General features: G+C 69.0%; 14 protein-coding genes. 9 read left to right on the forward strand and 5 right to left on the reverse strand.

Features of this window, described 5'->3' with window-relative positions; all coding sequences use genetic code 11:
- Nucleotides 1-1543 precede the first annotated feature (1543 nt).
- Complete coding sequence (locus tag AB0N17_RS31690; RefSeq protein WP_366015015.1) at nucleotides 1544-4465, reverse strand: BTAD domain-containing putative transcriptional regulator; 2922 nt, start codon at nucleotides 4463-4465, stop codon at nucleotides 1544-1546.
- 433 nt (nucleotides 4466-4898) lie between these two features.
- Between AB0N17_RS31690 and AB0N17_RS31695 the strand changes: the two genes are divergently transcribed.
- The 6 genes from AB0N17_RS31695 (at nucleotide 4899) to AB0N17_RS31720 (ending at nucleotide 14077) form a co-directional block, all read left to right on the forward strand.
- Nucleotides 4899-5414, forward strand: a complete 516-nt coding sequence (locus AB0N17_RS31695) for a hypothetical protein (RefSeq protein ID WP_366015016.1) — start codon at nucleotides 4899-4901, stop codon at nucleotides 5412-5414.
- Nucleotides 5415-6146: 732 nt separating this feature from the next.
- The gene (locus tag AB0N17_RS31700) at nucleotides 6147-6749 is read left to right on the forward strand and encodes a DUF6000 family protein (RefSeq protein WP_366015017.1); all 603 of its coding nucleotides are present in this window, start codon (nucleotides 6147-6149) and stop codon (nucleotides 6747-6749) included.
- A gap of 491 nt (nucleotides 6750-7240) precedes the next feature.
- Nucleotides 7241-9187, forward strand: coding sequence for a prolyl oligopeptidase family serine peptidase (locus AB0N17_RS31705; protein ID WP_366015018.1), 1947 nt, complete (start codon nucleotides 7241-7243; stop codon nucleotides 9185-9187).
- Between the two features lie 887 nt (nucleotides 9188-10074).
- Nucleotides 10075-10443 carry a MerR family transcriptional regulator gene (locus tag AB0N17_RS31710; protein WP_366015019.1) on the forward strand — a complete coding sequence of 123 codons (369 nt, stop codon included), beginning with the start codon at nucleotides 10075-10077 and terminating at the stop codon, nucleotides 10441-10443.
- 47 nt (nucleotides 10444-10490) lie between these two features.
- Nucleotides 10491-11507 carry a zinc-binding dehydrogenase gene (locus AB0N17_RS31715; RefSeq protein WP_366015020.1) on the forward strand — a complete coding sequence of 339 codons (1017 nt, stop codon included), beginning with the start codon at nucleotides 10491-10493 and terminating at the stop codon, nucleotides 11505-11507.
- A 158-nt stretch (nucleotides 11508-11665) separates the two neighbouring features.
- Nucleotides 11666-14077: an ADP-ribosyltransferase domain-containing protein gene (locus AB0N17_RS31720; protein WP_366015021.1), complete on the forward strand. Its 2412-nt coding sequence runs from the start codon at nucleotides 11666-11668 to the stop codon at nucleotides 14075-14077.
- Between the two features lie 120 nt (nucleotides 14078-14197).
- Here AB0N17_RS31720 and AB0N17_RS31725 read toward each other — a convergent pair whose 3' ends face one another.
- The 4 genes from AB0N17_RS31725 to AB0N17_RS31740 form a co-directional block, all read right to left on the reverse strand.
- A complete protein-coding gene (locus AB0N17_RS31725; RefSeq protein WP_366015022.1) occupies nucleotides 14198-14416 on the reverse strand; it encodes a hypothetical protein in 219 nt (72 codons plus the stop codon).
- Between the two features lie 387 nt (nucleotides 14417-14803).
- Nucleotides 14804-15253 carry a hypothetical protein gene (locus tag AB0N17_RS31730; protein ID WP_366015023.1) on the reverse strand — a complete coding sequence of 150 codons (450 nt, stop codon included), beginning with the start codon at nucleotides 15251-15253 and terminating at the stop codon, nucleotides 14804-14806.
- Nucleotides 15250-16239, reverse strand: a complete 990-nt coding sequence (locus AB0N17_RS31735) for a metallophosphoesterase (RefSeq protein ID WP_366015024.1) — start codon at nucleotides 16237-16239, stop codon at nucleotides 15250-15252. The genes AB0N17_RS31730 and AB0N17_RS31735 overlap by 4 nt, the downstream gene beginning before the upstream one ends.
- A complete protein-coding gene (locus AB0N17_RS31740) occupies nucleotides 16239-16532 on the reverse strand; it encodes a cupredoxin family copper-binding protein (protein WP_366015025.1) in 294 nt (97 codons plus the stop codon). Before AB0N17_RS31740 ends, AB0N17_RS31735 begins: the two co-directional genes overlap by 1 nt.
- Nucleotides 16533-17193: 661 nt before the next feature.
- Here AB0N17_RS31740 and AB0N17_RS31745 point away from each other — a divergent pair.
- The 3 genes from AB0N17_RS31745 (at nucleotide 17194) to AB0N17_RS31755 (ending at nucleotide 19946) form a co-directional block, all read left to right on the forward strand.
- Nucleotides 17194-17796, forward strand: a complete 603-nt coding sequence (locus AB0N17_RS31745) for a sigma-70 family RNA polymerase sigma factor (protein WP_366015026.1) — start codon at nucleotides 17194-17196, stop codon at nucleotides 17794-17796.
- A gap of 25 nt (nucleotides 17797-17821) precedes the next feature.
- Nucleotides 17822-18616, forward strand: a complete 795-nt coding sequence (locus tag AB0N17_RS31750) for a zf-HC2 domain-containing protein (RefSeq protein WP_366015027.1) — start codon at nucleotides 17822-17824, stop codon at nucleotides 18614-18616.
- Nucleotides 18617-19523: 907 nt separating this feature from the next.
- Nucleotides 19524-19946 carry an ATP-binding protein gene (locus AB0N17_RS31755; RefSeq protein WP_366015028.1) on the forward strand — a complete coding sequence of 141 codons (423 nt, stop codon included), beginning with the start codon at nucleotides 19524-19526 and terminating at the stop codon, nucleotides 19944-19946.
- Nucleotides 19947-19961 lie beyond the last annotated feature (15 nt).

The raw sequence follows: 19961 nt of genomic DNA on the forward strand, positions 1-19961 counted from the left end.
GGGGGAGTTGTGGGCGTTTTGCAGCACTAAGGTGCTTCGTAAGTGAATTGGGTCACCTTACTTGTGTAAAACGCCATAGAGTGCTAAATCGCCACACGAAGAACTTTCACGCTCTATGGGGAAAAATCACCCATTGTGGTGTGAACCTGTGCCTGTTTCACGGGTCGGCGGATGCGCTCCGCCCACGCAGGGCTCGCTGCCCTGGCGCCGCTGAGTGCCGGCTGTCTCCGCCTGGAGTCTGGACGTGGGGGAGGAGTGGTCGACCGAGGTCCCCACCCCCGGTCCGGGACCGACGGCGGTGGCCGCTTGGCTGTCCGCAAGGGGCCTGCGGACCGCCGGCCGGGGGCGGCTCCCGTTTCCCGGCATAACGCGAGGCCCTCGGCCTGGGCGGCTCACTGGGCTGCCGCTCGCTGCGAAGGGACCACGTCGCCCGCTGATAAAGACGGCGGCCCCTGCGTGATTCAATAACGGGCCGGTCACGAGCACACCGGCACCCCTACACGGGAGGATCCGGGCTGACCGTCTCTGAGGTCCACCGTCTGCTCTCGGGCGGCGCCCTCTCCTGCCCCCCGGCCGGCCAGCCTGGCAGCCACCACCGCCGAAAGGGGCGGGGCTCGAGAGACCGTCACCGGCCACCTCCCGGCCTTGCCCCGGGAGCGTCGGCGGTCCGCGGCCTCCCGCGGCCCGGGGTCCCGCCTGACGCATGAGCCTGTCCTGCGCCCGCCGACGAGCAGGACGAACGCTTCTTCCCGGCCGGGTGCCGCTGCGGCCGCCGCGAGGACGAGGTCGGCACCTGGTGCCGGGCGCACACATCTGCCCGAGGTGTTCAAAGGGCGCGGTGCGGTCGCGGGGCATCTGCCCGGGATGCCGCCAGGACCGGGCCCTTCCCGACCTCCGCTGCTCCCCGGCGGTCCTCCCGCTCGCGGCGGGTTCGGGCGGCCCGGAACATGGAGCGGTGGCCTGCGGGTATGGGCCCTGCCTCACCTCGTGCCGTGGTGTGGCTGGGGAAGCGAAAGGCCCTACGTATGGCGCTGTTTTGGGGTGGTGGCGGCGCAACGCGGGCAGGCGGCCGACCGGTGGCCGGGCGTCGAGGGCCTTGAGGCGCGCGTGCACGCGCCCGGGCTGGGCGGGCGGCATCCGGTCTTCGTCTCGTCGTGGGGCCGGGCCGGTCCACAGCTGAGCGACAGGAGGGGTCTCTTGTGAAGCCTGCGACCCACTCGCATCCGTCACTGCCGGGGCCGTTGCGGCGGTCCTCGTCACGGCCGGTGGCGCCCGCGCCTCGGGCGTGGTGCTGTGTCCCACGGAAAGAACGTCGTGGGAGGTGGCGAGCACGTCCTCACCCGCCCGCCGGGCGCGTCCGTACTGGGCAGCGGACCGAACTCCACCCACCAGGGCTGGCTGCTCCAGATCGAAAGCGCCGGTCTCACCCGCGATCCGGCTCCCCGACCTGAAGCCGCGGCAGAAGCGCAGCATCTGGTCCGGCCCGACGGGCTTCGAGGTTCTCGGGCAGTGCACGCGGGACGGCATGGCGCATCCGGGCAGGTCACGGCGATGATGGCGGCGCTGCAGCCTTTCTCTGGTGCGTGTCACCGATCGTCTGCCATAACCGTTGGGCTCGGTCACGGTGCCGGTGCGCCAGGTGGTGGATGCCGGCGGCGTCGTCCAGGTCGCCGATCAGTTGCCAGCACGCGGCCTCGTCCTGGCGGTCCCCGTGCCGGTGGAACAGGTCCGCCGCGCGTTCCAACGCCGGGTTCGCCCGGTCCCGGTCGTGCTGACCGGCGTAGACGCGGCCGACTTCCAGCAGCGTGTACGCGGCGCACCGCTCGTCGGCCAGTTCCTCGAAGGTGGTCAGCGCCTGCCGCAGGCAGCGCAGCGCCTCTTCCGGATCACCGCGCCGGTCGTGCAGGCGGCTGAACCGACGCAGTACGACTGCCACTCGATGCCCGTCGTCGAGGGCCCTGGCCTGGCGCAGGGCCTCGTCGAACCAGGACTCCGCCTCGTCGAGTTCGCCGTGCATGAGCCGCATCACGGCCATGGAACAGGACAGTTGCGCTTGGAGGTGCCCGTCTCCTTCACCGACTGCGAGAGCCAGCGCCTGCTCGACACGATCGGCGGCTTCGTCGTAACGGCCCTGCACCCGGCTGACCGTGCCCAGCATCGCCACCGACAACGCCTCTCCGCGTTTGTCCCCGCCGTCCTGGCACAGCTCGGCGGAGGATTTGAGGGCATGGGTCGCCCCGTCGAACTCGTCGCGGTAGATGTGGAGTTGGCCAAGCCCGCGCAGCAGCACCGATGCGCCGCGCCGGTTGCCGGCGGTCTCGGCCGCCTCCAACGCGAGCCGGTGTCCGTGTTCCCAGTCCTGATACAGGCACCGGTGGTCGTAGTAGGTCACCGTGCCGGCCGTCAGTTCCCAGGCCAGCTCGTGCAGTCCCCAGTCCACGGCCAGTTTCACCGCGCCGAGCAGGGTGTCGCGTTCCGCGTCGAACCAGCCGACCGGGTCGGCCATGAGCCGGTTCACGACCGCGTCGGGCAGCGACCGGCGCGGCGCCGAACCGGGCGCGGCGGCCAGCAGCCCGGCCGGCAGCCGATCGGTGCCGCGCCCGACCAGATCGAGCCAGACGGACAGCACCCGGATGATCGCGTCCCTCTTGTCCGCCGCCGGCAGTCGGGCGGCGATCTCCATGGCACAGGTCCTGATCAGGTCGTGCAGGCGGTAGCGCGGCTGGCCGATGGCGTCGGTGGCGGTGAGCCGCACCAGACTGGCGTCGACGAGCACGTCCAGCACCTCCTCGGCGTCCGAGCGGTCCAGCAGCGGGCCGAACACCCAACCGGGCAGGGTGTAGGCGCCGAGCAGACCCAGCAGGCTCAAGCCGCGCACCGCGTCGGCCGGCAGCAGCCGTAAGCTCAGTTCGACGCTGGCTCGCACGCTGAGATCACCGATCCTCAGCTCGGCCAGCCGCCGGGACTCGTCCTCGATCCGCTCCCGCAGCACCCGCAGGGTCCAGGCGGGGCGGCCGGTGAGCTTGGCGCCGGCGATCCGGATCGCCAGCGGCAGGTTTCCGCAGCAGTCGAGGATCGCGTCGGCCTCCGCCGCCTCCCGCTCGACCCGCCGCCGCCCGACGATGCCGGTGAACAACTCCCGCGCCTCTGCGGGGCTCAGCACGTCCAGGTCGATGTGCCGGGCGCCGGGAAGTTGCGTCTGCAGAGTGCGGCTGGTGATCAACACGGCACAGCCGTCGGCCCCCGGCAGCAACGGCTGAACCTGACCGGCTTGACCGGCATCGTCCAGCACCACGAGCATCCGGCGGTCCGCCAGCAACGACCGGTAGAGTGCGGCCCGTTCGGACAGGCCGTTCGGGATCGCGCTGCCGGCGATCGAGAGTGCGCGCAGCGCCTCGGCCAGCATCAGTGCCGGGTCTCGGGGCTCGTCCGATGTCCCGGCGAGGTCGAGGTAGAGCTGGCCGTCGGGAAAGGCGGCGCTGGCCAGCCGGGCGGCGTGCGTCACCAGACAGGACTTGCCGACACCTGGACCGCCCACGATGACGGCCACCGGGGCCCGGTCCGGCGCCGACGCGTCGAGTAATCGGGCGACCTCGGACAACGCGTCGACGCGGCCCACGAAGTCAGGTACATCGAGCGGCAGTTGACGCACCGGCATCGCCATGTCCGGTTCGGTGGCCGCCGCGCCAGGACCTTCCGGCCGTGTGTCCGAGGGGCCGCTCGCCGGGGCAGAAGCCGCCAGGGCGGGATCGGCGACCAGGATGCGCCGATGCAGCGCCTGGACCGGCGGGGTGGGGTCGACACCGAGTTCGCCTGCCAGTGTCTGGCGCAGCCGCTCGTACACCTGCAGCGCCTCGCCTTGTCGCTGGCACCGGTAGAGGGCGACCATCAAGTGTTCGGCAACCTGCTCGTCGTAGGGGTGTTCGCGTCGCAGGGCGGTCAGCTCCTCGACGACCTCGCGATGACGACCCAGGTCGAGTTCGATGCCCAGACACAGTTTGTGCGTCGAGGCGCGCTTGTCGTTCAACCGTGCCGCATCGAACTCCAGGGCCCGGCTGGAGATGTCGGCCAGGGCGTTCCCACGCCAGCAGGCAAGCGCGCGCCGCAGCGCGACAGCTGCCTCGAAGGGGGCTTTGTGCCGTTCGGCGAGGTGCCGCTCGTGGTCGAACTCCAGTAGGTCGAGCTGGTCGGGGGTCAGGTGGATCTGGTAGCCGCCGCGCCGCGTGCTGATCAAGGAGCCGGGTGCTCCGCACGCGGCAAGGTTGCGGCGCAGCCCGGACAGAGCGTCCTGGACCTGACGGACGGCGGTGGCGGGTGCTCTCTCGTCCCACATCACGGTGACGAGCCGTTCCATGGCGACGACGTTGTTGGCGTCGACCAAAAGGGCGGCCAGCATCTTCGCCTGCCGCGGTCCGTCGAGCCGGACTTCGCGCCCGGTGATCTGGGCGTGTAACGGTCCCAGCACGCCAAATCGCATGTTCCCCCCGGTACTTCACGCTCAGCGCCGATTGCCTCGCTGACCTGGCATTAGGACGAACCTAGGACGGCCGGCGGACCCGCGTCCATAGCGTCACCGTGGGTCACTCAGCCATTCCCGTGCAACGAAAGGAACGGCAATGCAACGTTCGGCCAAGGCGGCGGTGATGACCGCGACGACGGCCATCGCCACTGTCACCGCTGTCGCCGCACCGGAGTGGCCCAGGCCCATGGCTGACCGATGGGCGGGCAGGACCGCAGGACCGCAGCTCTCACCGGCCAAGCGGCCACGCCCAGCCGGGGCAGGACGGTCGGCCTGAACCGGAGCTCGTCACCGACGCAGGAATGCGCCGGATGAGGAACGAGGCACACGCTCACCGGTCTCACGAACCACGCGAAAGCGTCGACACTGGAAGGTACCCATGAGTTTCAAGAAGGCACTCACCGTCTCGGCAGCCGTTGCGGCCTCCCTGGCCGGCAGCCTCCTCACGGCGACCGGCGCCCATGCCGCCACCCCGTCGCCCGGCACCCACGTCGCCTCCCCGGCGTACAGCGCACACGCGTGCCGGTCATGGACCACGCACAACTACGCGTACATCACCGACAACATCTCGATCGACTCCTGCTACTGGGTCGAGAACAACGGCTACACCATCTCCGCCACGATCCCGTTCCAGAACTACTCCGGCACCGGCGTGGTGTACTGCGCGCACGCGATCAACGTCAACACCGGCGGCTGGGCGCACGACTTCGGCTGCGGGTCCGGGGTCTCCACCGGCCAGGGCACCACTGTCGCGGGAACCGGCGGTGGGGCGCCCGGATACAGCGAATACTGGGATGCGCCGGCGGGCACCTACGTGGTCTCCACCGGCTTCTGGCTGAACGGCAGGTACTACGGCGACGTACAGAGCCCGAGGACCACCATCGGAGCGCACTAGCCCCACCAGGGTCGAGCGGCCGCCAGGTCCGAGACACAAGGCTGGTGGCCGCCCGCCCGTTCAGCAATGCATCCTGGCCGGAAGACGCCGCCTCAGCGTCGCTGGCGAGGTGATCGGCTGAAACCGCACGACACTCTGACGCCCCGCCCCGCCCCGCCCCGGTCCCCAGGCCCCCTGTCCGATGGCCACCGAGCCCCATCGGCACGGCAAACGAGTCGGCAGACAGTCGGAACCACGCGCATGTTCTCTGTCTAGCCGCGGCTGCAGGGCTGGCGCCCCTTGCTGAACGGCGTCCAGCCCGAAGAAGCGGAGGCGTTGAGTGAGGAACCAGCTCCTGAGGCCTACGCCTCGATGTACGACGTCGCCTGGCTTCACCGGCAATCTGCCACTGGCCTGAAGGCAGGCAGCCGGACGATACGGAAGGCGCGTTGCCACTCGACGGGCCAAGGGGCTCAGCCGAACCCGGCGGACCGTGGAGCGGGCGGCGGCTACCCGGCCGCAGCGTCGGGCCCCTGACCCCGGCCACCCCAACCCACCTTGCTCAACGGCGTTTGTCATCGTCCGACCGGACCGCGGCGTAGGTGGGCCCAGGCGCCTACTGGCCCACGTGCACCAAGCGTTCGCTCGGGTCAGACGAACCGGGGCCCATGTGGCGTCCGCCCATCCCGGGATCACCGCAGGCGTGTCCGTCCCACGCCCTCAGCTGCATGATTGTTGCGAGAGGATGGGGTGGTGATCCGCCACGACCCTGAGATACAGGCTCTGTTCCGCCGCTATTGCGCCCCCGCGCGCCGCTACCTGAAGCTCGGCGGAGCGGTGCTTCGTATGGCGCGCGAGGAGTACGAGCCGTTCGTTCATGCCCTGGCCGCTGACGCGCATGCTGTCTCCGACGCCGAGCTCACCATCCTCTTCGAGGGCAGCTGGCGCGAGCGGCGGACCGCGGCCTGGCTCGCCGCCGTCTCGCGCCGTGACCACTTCCGCGAGCGTCTGGGAGCACTGCTGCTGGAGAGCGAGGTCTGCTGCGCTGGCGGCGCCTACTGCGTGGCGCTGGCGAGTTTCGGCTCCGCACGGGACGCCGACCTCCTCGCCGCTTACCTGGATCGCTACCTGCGCCGGCCCGACCTCGCCTACGACCAGCCCATAGTCATGGGCGCCCTCGCGTACACCGACTCCGTCCTGCACGGCGACCGGGCCAGCCGCTTCCTCCAGGAGGGCGGCCTGTGGCCGCAGTGGTTCCAGGACGCGCCCCACATGCACGGCGATGACGGCATCTCGACCTACCTGGGCGGCATTCGCCTCGCCTGCGCCGTCATCGACGAATGCGCCGAGACCTGACCCCCATCGGACCGAACGCAGGCTGTCCTGCCTGAAAGCGTGCGTGGACGGCGGCATGCCGGGCCCGAGTGCGGTTGCGAACCGGTGCCCGGTCGGCCACGGAGAACCGGACGCTTCCTCTTGCGCGGCGACTCGGGCCCGGGTTCGGGAGGCGCGGGAACAAGGGCTTGAAGGCACTGGAGGTGGCGGGCGATTGCCCGCTCGGCGGCCTCGCTCAGGTTGTGCCAGAGGTGCCACCGGTCCGCGAGCTGAATGGCCTGCGGGGCACGGCGGCAGCACCTTCGGGGAAGAGCGGAGCCCGGTCGCGGCAGACGATCTCGACGAGGACGGTGGCCGTAGCGTCGGCCCTTGCGGGTGTCGGACGAGACGATAAAGCGCTTGCATGACGCAGTACTTCGGATGCACCGTCCAGCCAGACGGCCACGCCTTGGATGCGCGTTTCATCATCCTCGGTCGGACGTCAGTATCCGCGGCCTGCGAAGGGACGTCATATGGCTGCCATCGACAAACTGCCCAGTGCCGAACTCCTGGTGGACGGCGCATTGCCCGTCTCCCCGGTCATCTCCCCGAACGGGCGCCTTGTCGCGTACTGCGTCGAGGCACCCGACCCGAACGGCAGGCGCTCGAGCAGCTTGTGGTTGAGCCCTAGTGACGGTTCGTCACCTCCCGAACCGATCGCTCCCGCGGTGGCATGCCAACGTCCTCGCTGGAGCCCGGACTCAACCTCGCTGCTGTTCCGTTCGGACGGCCAACTGCACCACGTGCGGACGAACGGCACGGAGCGAAGCGCCGCGCAGGTCCTGACCAATTGGCGGGGCGGGATCACGGACCACTGGCCGCTGGCCGACGGGCGGACCGTCGCCGTGTTGGCAGAGGACGAGGTGAATCAGGACGAGGGGGATGATCCGATCCTCTGGGGACACAGCCCAAGCACCCGGCTACGACTGCTGAATCTCGACACGCGTGAGCTACGGACGGTGGACGGGCTGGCTGATCGGCATGTGGTCGAGGTTTCCCAACGGCCGGACGGTGGACCCCTGGCCATCGTCAGCTGGGCCCATGCGGACACCGACCCCGGCATCTTCACCGCCGAACTGCACCTGGTCGATCCTGCCAGCTGCGCGGTACGCAGTCTCGGGCGCCTCGAACTCCAGGCCGACTCCCCTGCCTGGTGGCACGCGCACGATGGTTGGCACCTGGCCTATCTGGCAGTGACCCCGCCCGGTCTGGTCGGAGGCATGGCAGTGCTCGACATCGTTGTGCCCGCGACCGGCCCTGCGGCGGTGCACCGCAACCTGACCGAGGGGATGACCGTATGCCCCGCGGAACTCGTGCAAGTGCGCGACGGCGCTCCGCTGGCCCTGTTCGCCGACGGCCTCGACACGGCGATCTACCGGCTTGATCCCGACACGCAGACCTTCCACCGCGTATCCGCACGACAGGGCCTGATCGCTTCGCTGGCGTCCAGCCACGCAGGCGGCCCCATCGCCGCGCTGGTGAGCGCCGCTCCAGCGCCCGCTGACGTCTTCGCGGGATCGGCGCAGGGCCCGTTGTCCCGACTCACCGATACCAGGCCCGAACTGCGCGAGATCGACTGGGGCACCCAGGAGCGCCTGTCCTACCAGGCCGACGACGGACTCGGTCTCGACGGCCTGCTGATCCTCCCACCCCATCAGACGCACGAAGACGGCCCTTTCCCGCTGGTCACGTTCGTGCACGGCGGTCCCTATCACCGCTGGGCGGACGAGTTCGACCCCGGGTGGTTCTCTCCGGGCCAGTGGCTCGCGAGTGCCGGCTATGCCGTGTTCCTTCCCAACCCGCGCGGCGGCCAGGGCCATGGCCACGCGTTCGCGGCCGCGGTGGCAGCGCGGGTCGGCTCCGAGGAATTCAGTGACATCCTGGCAGGGGTCGACCTGCTGGTGGAGGCGGGCGTCGCGGACCCGGACCGGCTGGGGATCGGCGGTTGGAGCCACGGCGGGTTCATGGCGGCCTGGGCCGTCGGACAGACCGACCGGTTCAAGGGTGCCATGATGGGCGCCGGAATCAGCGACTGGGGTATGCAGGCTGCGATCGGCGAAGAAGGCGCCCTGGAGGCAGGCCTCGGTGGCAGCCACGGCTGGGAGGGACCCGGCCCTCATCACCACGACGCGCACAGCCCGATCAGCTTCGCCTCCAGAATCCGCACCCCAGTGCTGATCTTGCACGGCCAAGACGACACCAATGTGCCACTGGGCCAGGCGCTTTTCTTCCACCGGGCACTGCGCCGCTTCGGGGTCGAGCACGAGTTCGTGGTCTATCCGCGTGAAGGACACGGCTTCGCGGAACGCGGTCACCAGATCGACTTTCTCCACCGTGTTCGCGACTGGTTCGACCGCTGCCTCGGCGGTGGAGTCCCACCGCGCAGCTGCTCATCGTCGGACCACCAACCGACAAAGTAACGGCCTAGAAGTCGAGGCCGTCGAGCGACTCGGTGAAATCCCGAGTCAAGACGAGGGGGTTGCTGGAGGAGCCCAACGGTGTTCGACGGGTGGCTACCCCGCCGGCGTCTGCAGTGACGCCCAGATCACGACGCATCGCCTCTCTCGTGACGCTTATTAGGGACCAGAGTGCATGCTGCGCTTCTGCGGCTGACTGAAGGCTCTCGCCAGGCCGGGGATTTCCCTGTTCCAGGCGTTTGATCTGTCCATGTCGCGGTAGGCGTCTTTGGACCCTTCCAACGCCGCTACGTCCTCCTGCCGGAGCGTGCGATCCCGCATGACGTACAAGTGTCGGCTGAGCGCCGTAGTGAACTGCCTGGCATCCCGATGCAGCTGTGTGTAGCAGCTCCGGCGTAGCTCACGATTCTCGCGTGATTCCTGGATGGCGTGGACCATCTCCAACTCGCGCTTCTTGGCCCTGTCGGCGCCCCGCTGGGTCAGCAACGCGCCGCCGAGAGTTCCCGCTACACCAGTGACCGCTATCAGCACCGCCCCTACGTCCATTCGATCACCCTAGTAACCTCGATAAAGAGACGCCGAAGAAACAGGGAAGCCGGAGAATCCACGGATGTTCCCAGTCCTCGCTGAGTGAAGGATGCGCCTTTTTCGGCCGCCCCGGTCAGCGACGGCGGGACGCGGCCCGCGCCGCCTGCCGGCGCAGGGCGGCGACCCGAGCCTGGCTCCGGCGCGGCGCCGGAACCGGCCGGTTGCCAGGTCGACCCATGCGACCCATGGCTCAGGCGGTTTCGGCAGGCCGAACGCTGGGTGTGGCGGGGCAGCAGGTGTGGGTGGTCAGGAGGTAGTTGCCGCTTGGAAGTTCGCGGAACGCCCGGACGTTGCTTCCAGATATGAAGACCAGCGAAGCGTCCAGGGCCAGCGGCGTGAGTGCCAGGTCGTTGCGGTACTACGAGGACGAGGGCTTGATAGTCCCGGGTCGCTTCACCAACGGGTACCGCGACTACTGCACGTCGACCATCGACCGAGTCCTCGTCATCCGCTCGCTGCTGGAGTCGGGACTGCCGGTGCGTTTGATCAAGGAGGCCCTGCCTCGCCTCACGGAAGGTCCCGGTGATGTCGGCACAGACGTGGTGTGTGCCGAGTTCTTTCACGAGGTGCGGAGCTATCGCGATCGGCTCGCTGCCCGCATTGCCGATCTCAGTGCTCAGCAGGCAGCACTCGACGTCTACCTGCGAGAGGCCCGGACCGCTGACGCATGATCGCCACTTGACCTTGACGCCTGTGTGAAGCTTCTACGTTCCCGGGCATGGAGATCAAGGAGCAGTACCACAGGGCCGAGCAGACGATGCGGGCCCTGATTCAGCATTCGCACCGTGGGCCGAAGGACCAGAGCCTCGCGACGGTCCATCGCCGGCCCACCCCGGGCCCAGGCGAGTATCTGATTCGAGTCGGTGCCGCCGGGGTCAACTTCGCGGACGTCATGCAGACCCATGGAACCTACGCAGGAGGACCACGGGCGCCCTATGTGGCGGGCTTCGAAGCGGCCGGCGAGATCGTTGCCATCGGTACGGACGTCGTCAACCCACTTGAGGTTGGCACCCACGTGGTCGGAGCCGGCCCGGGCGCCTTCGCGCAGTACATGACGATGCCGGCCACGGAGGTGCTTGCGGTCCCATCGGGTTGGTCGGACGCTGAAGCCCTTGGTCTGGTGTTGAACTGGGCGACCGCGTTGGCGGCATTGAAACCGCTGGGCGAGGTCAAGAAGGATGACGTGGTGCTCATTCATGCCGCGGCCGGCGGTGTGGGCCAAGCCGCAGTTCGCCTCGCCCACCATTACGGCGCACGCGTGATCGCCACGGCCTCACCGGCCAAGCACCGCGCCGTCAAAGCGCTCGGCGCCGACGCGGTCCTGGACAGCGCCCGCCCCGATCTGGCCGCGGAGATCATGCGCCTGACCGGCGGCGTGGATCTGGTCCTGGAGTCTGTAGGACAAGCCACGTTCCAAGTCAGCCTGGCCGTCACCAAATCCTTCACCGGACGCATCGTCGTGTTCGGAGCCGCCTCCGGCAATGCCAGTCTGACCGCACATGACCTGGTTTTCACCCATCCTGTGCAAGTCAAGGGCCTGCACATAGGCGCGTTGGCGACTGCGGCCCCGTCCATCTATGACGAACTGCTCGCCGACATCAGCACGCTCATCGCTGCTGGCGTGTACGTGCCCGGTACGCCTCAGGTCCACCCCCTGGCGGAGGGACCGGCCGTGCTGCAGGAACTCGAAGCGGGCCGGACCTGCGGCAAGCACGCCCTCGATCCGTGGCGCTAGAAACCGAGCGTGACTCACCGTAACCGAAGGCGTCTTGTCACGGCGGGCTCGTCGGCGCGCCTGCCGGTAGGTCACCGGCCCCTTGCCGGGGCTGCGTTGTCAGTGGTGGCAGATACGTTCGAGGTCTTGGAACCGCTGTTGGAAAACAGGAGTGGACGATGACCGAGAGCAGTGTGCTGCCCGTGCTCAGGGTGGTGCTGACAGATGTCAACGAGCGTGTGGTGGAGGCGTGGCGTGCCGCGTTCGCCGACACCCCCGGCATCGAGATCCGCAAGGGCTCGATCCTCGACGAGGACGTCGACGCCTGGGTCACACCCACGAACTCCCGGGGCCGGATGGACGGCGGGGTCGACGCCGTCATCAAGCGGTACCTGGGGTCCGGCATTCAGGTGCGAGTCCAGCGGGCGATCCGTGACCGGTTCGCCGGACCCATGCCGGTGGGCAGCGCGGTCTGCGTCCCGTCCGGAGCCACCGTCCCCCGGTACCTGATATCGACGCCGACGATGGTGCGGTCCTCACAGAACGTGAGCGCCACGCTGAACGTGGCGCTGGCGTGCGCGGCCGCTTTCCAGGCCGTCCACCGGCAGAACCGGAAGAAGCCGGGCAGTATCCGGTCCGTGGCGCTGGTCGGGATGGGAGCGCAGACCGGCCAGGTGCCGGCCCGGGTGTGCGCCAATCTGATGTGGACCGGCTACACGCTCTTCCACGACCATTGGTTCGAGGACGACGACGAGTTGCGGTCCACGATCATCTCCCAGCTCCACGGGATCGAGAACGCGCCCGTGGACCAGCGGGTGCGCATCGTGCCGCCGACGGCCATCACGCCCGCCGCCGCCGCGTCGGCGCCTGAATCTGCCGCTCCCGCCCATGCCGCCGCCGCCTCCTCTCCACCTGCCACGACGAGCGAATGCGCCTCCGACATGACCGAATCGACGACCGGCGTCCCGGCTCCGGGTCAGCCGCTGCAGCCCCAGCCCGATGCGAACGACCCCCTCGCCCTGACCGAGCTCTTCGACGGCGGCGGGGAGGCCTGGCTGCCGCTGCTGAAGCCGGTCATCGAGGCGCAACCGGACGCCGCACGGTTCATCGGGAAGGACCGCAGCCACGAGGTGGTCCCGGTCCGCGAGCTGACGTTCCAGGCGCTCAAGCCGAACCCGCCGCACAAGTGGAAGGTCGTGGTCTTCGGTCAGAACCCGTACCCGCGGCCGGAGAGCGCCACCGGCATAGCCATGTTCGACAACACTTTCAGCGACTGGAAGGACAGCCAGTTCGGCCGGGTCGTCAGCATCCGGTGCCTCATCAAGGCGGCGGCGATGTGGAAGTACGGCATCGCCAAGAAGACCCCGATCGCCGACGTGCGGGCGCTGCTGAAGGAGCGGGACACGGTCCAGCCGCCGGAGTGGTTCCAGGCGATGCTGACGCAGGGCGTGCTCCTGCTGAACGCGTCGCTGACCGCGAGCGGCGACGGGGCGATGGGTGCCGACCAGCACACGGCGTTCTGGCGGCCCGTCGCCGAGCGCATCGTCGAGGAGATCCTCAAGGCCAAGCAGGACGCGACCGAGGAGGACCGCGGGGTCGTCTTCGCGTGGTGGGGGGCGCACGCCCGCAGCCTGAAGCGGGTCGTCCTGCGGCTCCAGCAGAAGTACCCCGACGTCGATGTCCGCCACCTCGACCATGCGAATCCGGCGGCCCAGGGCGACATCTTCTGCGAGGGCGACCACTTCGCCCAGGTCAACGACGCCCTGACCACACTGGGCGCCGACCCCATCGACTGGCTGCCGAGCAAGGGGTGGAACGAGTCCGCGGCCGGTGCGGGCGGTGCGGACGGGGATGTCTCAGCGCGTATGGGCGCCTTCATCGAGTCGACCATGAACCTGCACCAGCTGTACCTGGAGCGCCTCACCAGCGTCAAGGACGAGGGCCTCGTCCTGCCCTCGATCACCGGCGTCTTCGACTCCCCGCTGATGGACTTCCAGGACGCCGTCGCCCCGGTCTCCACGGCGCTGTCGGGGCTGGCCGGGCACATCCGGCGCTCCCACGACTTCGGTAAATTGCGTGCGGACCAGGCGGCCGGCGGCGGCCTGTCCGCCGACGCGATCGCCGCGCTCCACCTCTACACCTGTGAGTCAGCCTTCTACCGCGAGATCAACAGCGTTCTGCGCTCCCCCGACCGCACCAGGGTCACCCCCTACCTGCCGTACCTGCGGCTGCTGTTCTCGGCGGTCTCGGAGCTGCCCACCTACACGCAGCCGTTGTGGCGCGGGGTGTCGCTCGACCTTCGGGCGCAGTACCCGGTGGGCCGGACGGTGACCTGGTGGGGCGTCTCCTCGTGCACCTCCGAGCTGAAGGTGGCCAGGGCGTTCTTGGGCAGTCGCGGCAAGCGGACCCTCTTCGAGGTGACGCCGGCCCGGGCGGTCGGGATCAAGAGCTTCTCCGCCTTCACCGGCGAGGAGGAGTACATCCTTACGCCGGGTACCCAGCTCAAGGTGACGGAGGTGAAGAGCGAGCCCCGCGGGCTGTGCACGGTCCGGCTGAGCGAGGTCACAGACGGCGCTCCCGTGGTGTCCTGAACCGCCGCCGCCCCTGTTGCGACCTGGGGTTTCCATGTCCTGAGTGAGCGGCACGAGTTCTGGATGGTCGTGCCCGGTGAAGGCGTCGAGCACTTTCGCGCGGGGCTCGCCGTCCGCCGGTCAGCTCGGTCGGTGGTGGAGCAAGGTGGCCCGCAGCTCGTTCTTGGTGACCTGCTCAGCGGGGAGGTGGAGCGTCCAGCGGCGGGCCTCGCCGTCCATGGGCAGTACCTTGACGACGGTTTCCAGCGGTGGGCAGCCGACTTCGCCACAGATGAGTTGGCGGATTATGACGGCGGTGTCGTCGTCCAGGCCGAGCAAGGCCCGTACCGTGTCACTCATTTCGCGGAGGTGCGGGCTCGGCCAAGCGATTCCTGGGCGCGGTTCCAGGTACATGGGGGTGCTCCTTGGTTTCGGAATGAGGGGCGGGCGGCGCAGACAGCGCCGGTGAGGCCGATGGTGTGTTCGGCGGCGAATCCGACTTCACAGGCGTCGCTACAGGCCCGCCTCTCGACGGTGTCGGTGGCCACGGGCGCGGTGTGCTGCGTCCACGGCACGGCTGGGGGTGGCGGCGCCGGCCGGGGGGAGGGGGGACGCAGCCGGTGCGCCCCCCGGCCTGCCTATGGGCGTACGGCGTTCACACCGCTGTCCGCCTACGGCTCGCGCTCTGCCGGTGCCGCCGCCCCCCGAGCCAGAACGCAGGCATCCGGGCGGCTTCGTGAGGGTCGTTCAGGTGGGTGGTGTGCGGGTCGTGGCCCAGTCGGGTGTGCTGACGGGCGGTCGGGCAGCGCGTGGTTGTCTCGTCATGGTCACCTGCCAGATGGCGAGGAGCAGCAGCGTGCCGGTTTCGGCGAGGATGCTGAGGACGGCTTGTGGTGCGGGCTGCAGACCGGTCTCGGTGAATCCGAACACGCCTACGGTCCGCGAAGCGGTGAAGCCGCCGAGAGCGCCGAGAGCGACGCCTGCCTCGGCGATCCTCAGCAGCGGGGGTGGGGTCCCGACCAGCAGCACGGCGGCGAGGGCGAACGAGGCGCTGGCCTGGAGCAGGAACAGGGAGCCCACGACGTGGATGAAGCGGTACCCGCCGATGTAGAGCTGGGCGTGGATGTACCCGCCGGCAGCGAGGGTTGCGGCGGTCGCCGTCCGCAGGGTGGGGGAGAGGAGTCTTCGGGCGTTCATGCCAGCCTCTGGTCCTTGACGGCGAGTTCGCGGTCGCCTTGCCGGTAGCCGACGCTGCGGATGCCGAGTGCGTCTTTCAGCTGCCGGGCAGGGACGACCTGCGGGGTGGGGGCGGGAGCGCGGCCCGGTTTCGGCAGGGGGTAGGCCGTAGTGGTGGCGGAGTGGAAGGTGATGTTGCCGTCCGTCTTGGTGAACAGCTGGTGGACGTGCCCGTTGAGACAAGTGACGGAGGAGAAGCGGCGAAGGAGAGCGATGACCTTGAGGGCGTCATCGGTACTCCAGCCCCACTTCGGGTACATGGCGAACAGCGGGATGTGGCTGAAGACCACGATGGGGGTGTCCGACGACAGTCCTGCGACGTCTTTGCGGACGAAGTCGATCTGTTCGTTGCCGAGGTGCCCGAGCTTCTCCAGGCTCATGGTGTTGACCAGAGCGATGAAGTGCACTCCGTGGGTGTCGAAGCTGTACCAGCCGTCGCCGAGCGTGCCCATGCCGAAGGTCCGCCGGTAGGCGCGGCCGGCATCGCCGATGGAGTCGTGCTCGCCCGGCACGGTGAAGATGCGGTCTGCCTTCAACCCCGCCATCAGCTGCTTGACTTGGTCGAACTGCCCGGCTGTGGACAGGTGAGTGAGGTCGCCGCTGTGCATGACGAAGTCCGGTCTGTATCCGAGCGAGTTGACCTGGTTGATCGCTTCGGTGAACGAGCCGACCACGTCCACGTTCGCCGGGCCCCGGAATCCGATGTGGCTGTCGGAGATCTGCACGAACCGCAGCGCGCCGCTTTCAGCCGCAACGGGTTCGGCGTTGGTGTCCCTGGAGTCCGCTATGTGGCTGATCACCTCTCCACTGGCCACGGTCAGCACTACCGCTCCGCCGAACCACCCCGCGTGTCGGAGCAGTTGGCGCCGGCTCATGCCGTTTTCGACTTCGGGGTCTCCGGCGTCTTCGGCCGATGCCCCTTCGTGACGGTCGTAGTAGTTGCTCATCAGGTCACCTCCACGGTGCCGGTCATGAACGGATGGATGGTGCACAGATAGGCGTAGGTGCCGGGTTTGGTGAACGTGTACGAGTAGGTGGCGTGGGTGGCCAGGGCGGCCGAATGCAACGGGCCGCCCGATCCGGCGCTGGTGACGGTGTGGGCGTCGGCGTCCCGATTGGTCCAGGTCACCGTCGTGCCCGCTTTGACCTTCAGCGCGGCCGGGGAGAATGCGAAGTTGTTGATCGCCACGGCGTTGCCGGCCACCCGTGGGGCCGATCCGCCCGAATGTGAAGGGCTCATGGGCATGCTCATGCTCATGCTCGGCATAGGTGAGGCGCCGGAAGCGGAGCCCGCCGAGTTCCCCGGCCCCGTGGCTCCGGGCATGCCCGCCATCTGGTGCTGACCGGCAGCGGGTGTGATGGCCCCGGCTCCGGTGGACGAGGAATGCGCCGACTGGCCGCATGCGCTGAGGAGCCCCAGCGCGGTGGCAGTGGCAACGGTGGCGACGGTCAGCCCCGCCGCGGTCCGTGATCGACGCCCTGGCGTGCGAAAGTTCAGGTACATGGTGTCCGCTCCTCACTGATCAGGCGGTGGCAGGGGCTGCTCCGGCTGGGCGCAAGTAACCGCAGGGATGGGCGTGGATGCCGTGTTCATGGGCGTGCGCCCCTGATGGACCCGGCGATCGAGCACCGGCCGAGGCTGCGTGATGGCGCCGACTGAGTCGGTTCTTGTCTGGCTCCACGGACGGCGGGGGCCCCACGGTTCGGTAGATATGTACTTTTTATGAGACCTCTTGGTGTCGAGGTGAATCAGTCGGCCTCCGGCTGCGGGCCTCGCACGCTGGGTCCCATTGGTGCCGCAAGGCACGGCGGGGCGACGCGCCTGCGGTGCTCGCAGAGCGTCACCGAAGGTGCGTGGTGCGTTACAGGACAAAGCGGTATATATGCGCGATGATCTACTTATGCCCTGGAGTTCCCGAAAACGTGGTCCAAGGACCGATCCGGATCGCTCCGCGAACCGTGTCTCTGGTAAAGGGACCCTTTCGATCGCGGACGAGGAACTGCTGCGCACCCTGTACGCGGAGCACGCAGGAGCCCTGTTCCACTACGTGCTGCGACTGACCTCAGGAGACTGGCAATGGGCGGAGGATGTGGTGCAGGAGACGATGCTGCGAGCCTGGCAGCATCCCACCGCGTTCGACCCCGCACGCGGCCCGGCCCGGGCATGGCTGTGTACGGTCGCCCGGCACCTGGTCATCGACGCCCACCGGGCCCGGCAGGCGAGGCCGTCCGAGGCCGGTGGCGAGGCGCTGGAGTGGACCGCCGAGCAGAAACCCGGCGAGGACGAGATCGAGAAGGCGCTGGAGAGCTGGGCGGTTGCCGACGCGCTGCGGTCACTGACCCCGGATCACCGCGCCGTCCTGCTGGAGACCTACTACCGTGGCCGGACCATGGTGGAGGCCGCGCAGGTGCTGGGCATCCCGCTGGGCACCGTGAAGTCGCGCACGTACTACGCCCTGCACGCCCTTCGGCTGGCACTGCAGGAGCGGGGGATCGAGCCATGACCGTGGTGTACAGGAGGTGGCGACCATGAGTGCGGAGCACGACGCCCTCCAGCTGGCGCTGGGGGGATACGTACTGGGCACGCTGCCCTCAGCGGAAATGGAACGAGTGCGCGTCCACCTCGCGGAATGCGCCGATTGTCGGGCCGAACACACCCAGCTGACGGGATTGCCTGCGCTGCTGGCGACGGTGACCGAAGCCGAAGTCGAAGCCTCGGGCCGTACGGCGCCGACGGCCGACGGGGACCTGGCCGACCGGCTGGTGGCGCGAGCAGCCGAAGGCGCGCACGGCCCCCTGCCCGAACGGCCCGCCACACCCGCGGTGTCGCCGGTGCCGACGGGGGGTCTGCTGGAGAGGCTGCTCCAGCAGGCCGCGTCCCGGCGCCGCAGGACCTGGCGTCTGCAACTGGCCGGCGCTGCCGCCTCGGTGATGTTCATCGCTGCAGCGGCCGGCGGCACATGGCTGGCGGCTGTCGGATCCGTGGGCAGTCAGGCGGCACCGCCCGGGCCGACCGCGCCGGCTGCCTATCGCACCTTCTCCGGAAACGATCCCGCCACCGGCGTCTCCGCCTCGGTGAAGGTCTCGCCCTCTTCCTGGGGCAGTGTCGTGCAGGTCTCGGCCAGGGGGGCACCCGCCGGAATCACCTGCTGGCTGCAGGCGGTCGGGCCCGGCGGAGCCAGGACGAACGTCGCCAGCTGGCGGGCGGGCGGGTACCCTCCCGGTACCACGATCCAAGGCGCGGTCGCCATGTCTCCAGGAGCCATCGAGCACTTCGAGATCCACGCAGGCAACGGTCAGAAGCTGGTCACCATCCGAGCGTGACGCGAGGCCAGGACGGTCGCGTCACCGGGCCCTCCCCCCAGTGACGCGACCGCGGCTGTCGGGTGTGAGCGCCCGGCGGCGCATGAGGCCGAAAAGACCTCGCCGTCGATGGGTCGCCGCGGGCGGAGAGGCGGCGGCCGGGCGACCCGAAGCGAGCCGCCTCAAGGCCGGTGGGCCAGGCTGGGGGAGTGCGCTGCAGACGTCCAGCCGATGGCCACCGGAAGTCTTGCATTCGTGACGTCGCCCGCACAGTCATGCTCGTGATCACCGTCGTCGACCGGTGCGACCATGCTGTGGCTCGCTCACAGGGCGCTGACCGGCTTCCGTCACACGGCCCCGGCAGCGGCGGGCGCGCCACCCCGCAACAGGCCCCTCGGGTGCCGATCGCGTGCACGGTTGGGCACGCTCTACGGGGGCCGGCGGCGTGCGCCTCAACCTCCACGCGGAGGAGGCCGAGGCCGGCGTCCTGATCGCTCTCGCAGCGCGCCGACGGTTTCTGGGCCCTGGTCACCTCGCTTCCGGCTGCGACGAATCGGACCGGCCCTCAGCCGGCTTGATGCGTGAATGCGCCGACGGCGCGCGCACTTCCTGTCCGGGTGGCCGGTGGCGCCGTTCTGGTCATTACGAGGACCCGGCCGAGGTGTTCCCCCCTCCGCCACTCGAGCAGCGTTATGCGGCTCGCCAAACGGCCGACGACTTCAACGCTCGTTCGCCTCCGAAGTCCGTGCGGCCCGACTCGCAAGAATTCGAATAAAAGGGCCGAATTGCTCGAACCGTGCGGCATGCGTCGTCCGTGGAACTCAATGAGCGCGGTCATACAGAATCCCGCCGACCTACCCTCCCGAAGTTGTTGGCGGCCCCCTTTCCGGCCTCCGCACATCCACAGAAAAGCCAGAGGACCATGTTTGTGACCGATACCCCCAGTCCGAGTTCACTGCTCGGTCGGCACAGCCGCCACCGGGCGCTGCTCACCCTGCCCGCGCAGGAGGCGCACGTCCCCGCCGCTCGTCACTTCGCGGCCGATCTGCTGGAGACCTGGAGCGTGCCGGCGAGCGAGCGGGACTCCGCCGTCCTCATCGTCGACGAACTCGCCGCCAATGCCGCGCAGTACGGCCACGAGCGCATGACCCTGCTGCTCGTCCTCGACGACGGCACCCTGCACATCGTGGTCACTGATTCCGGCATGAGCGTGGAACACCATCGCCCCGACACCGCCCCCGACGAACACGGCCGCGGCACCAGCATCGTCCAGCACCTCGCCCAGTCGACCGAGGTCCACCAGACACGCAGCGGCCGCGAAGTCCGCGCCTGCCTGAGGTGCTCGCCATGACCGGCCCGGACGTTC

The organism is Streptomyces sp. NPDC051133, from assembly GCF_040682635.1.
Taxonomy (GTDB): Bacteria; Actinomycetota; Actinomycetes; order Streptomycetales; family Streptomycetaceae; genus Streptomyces.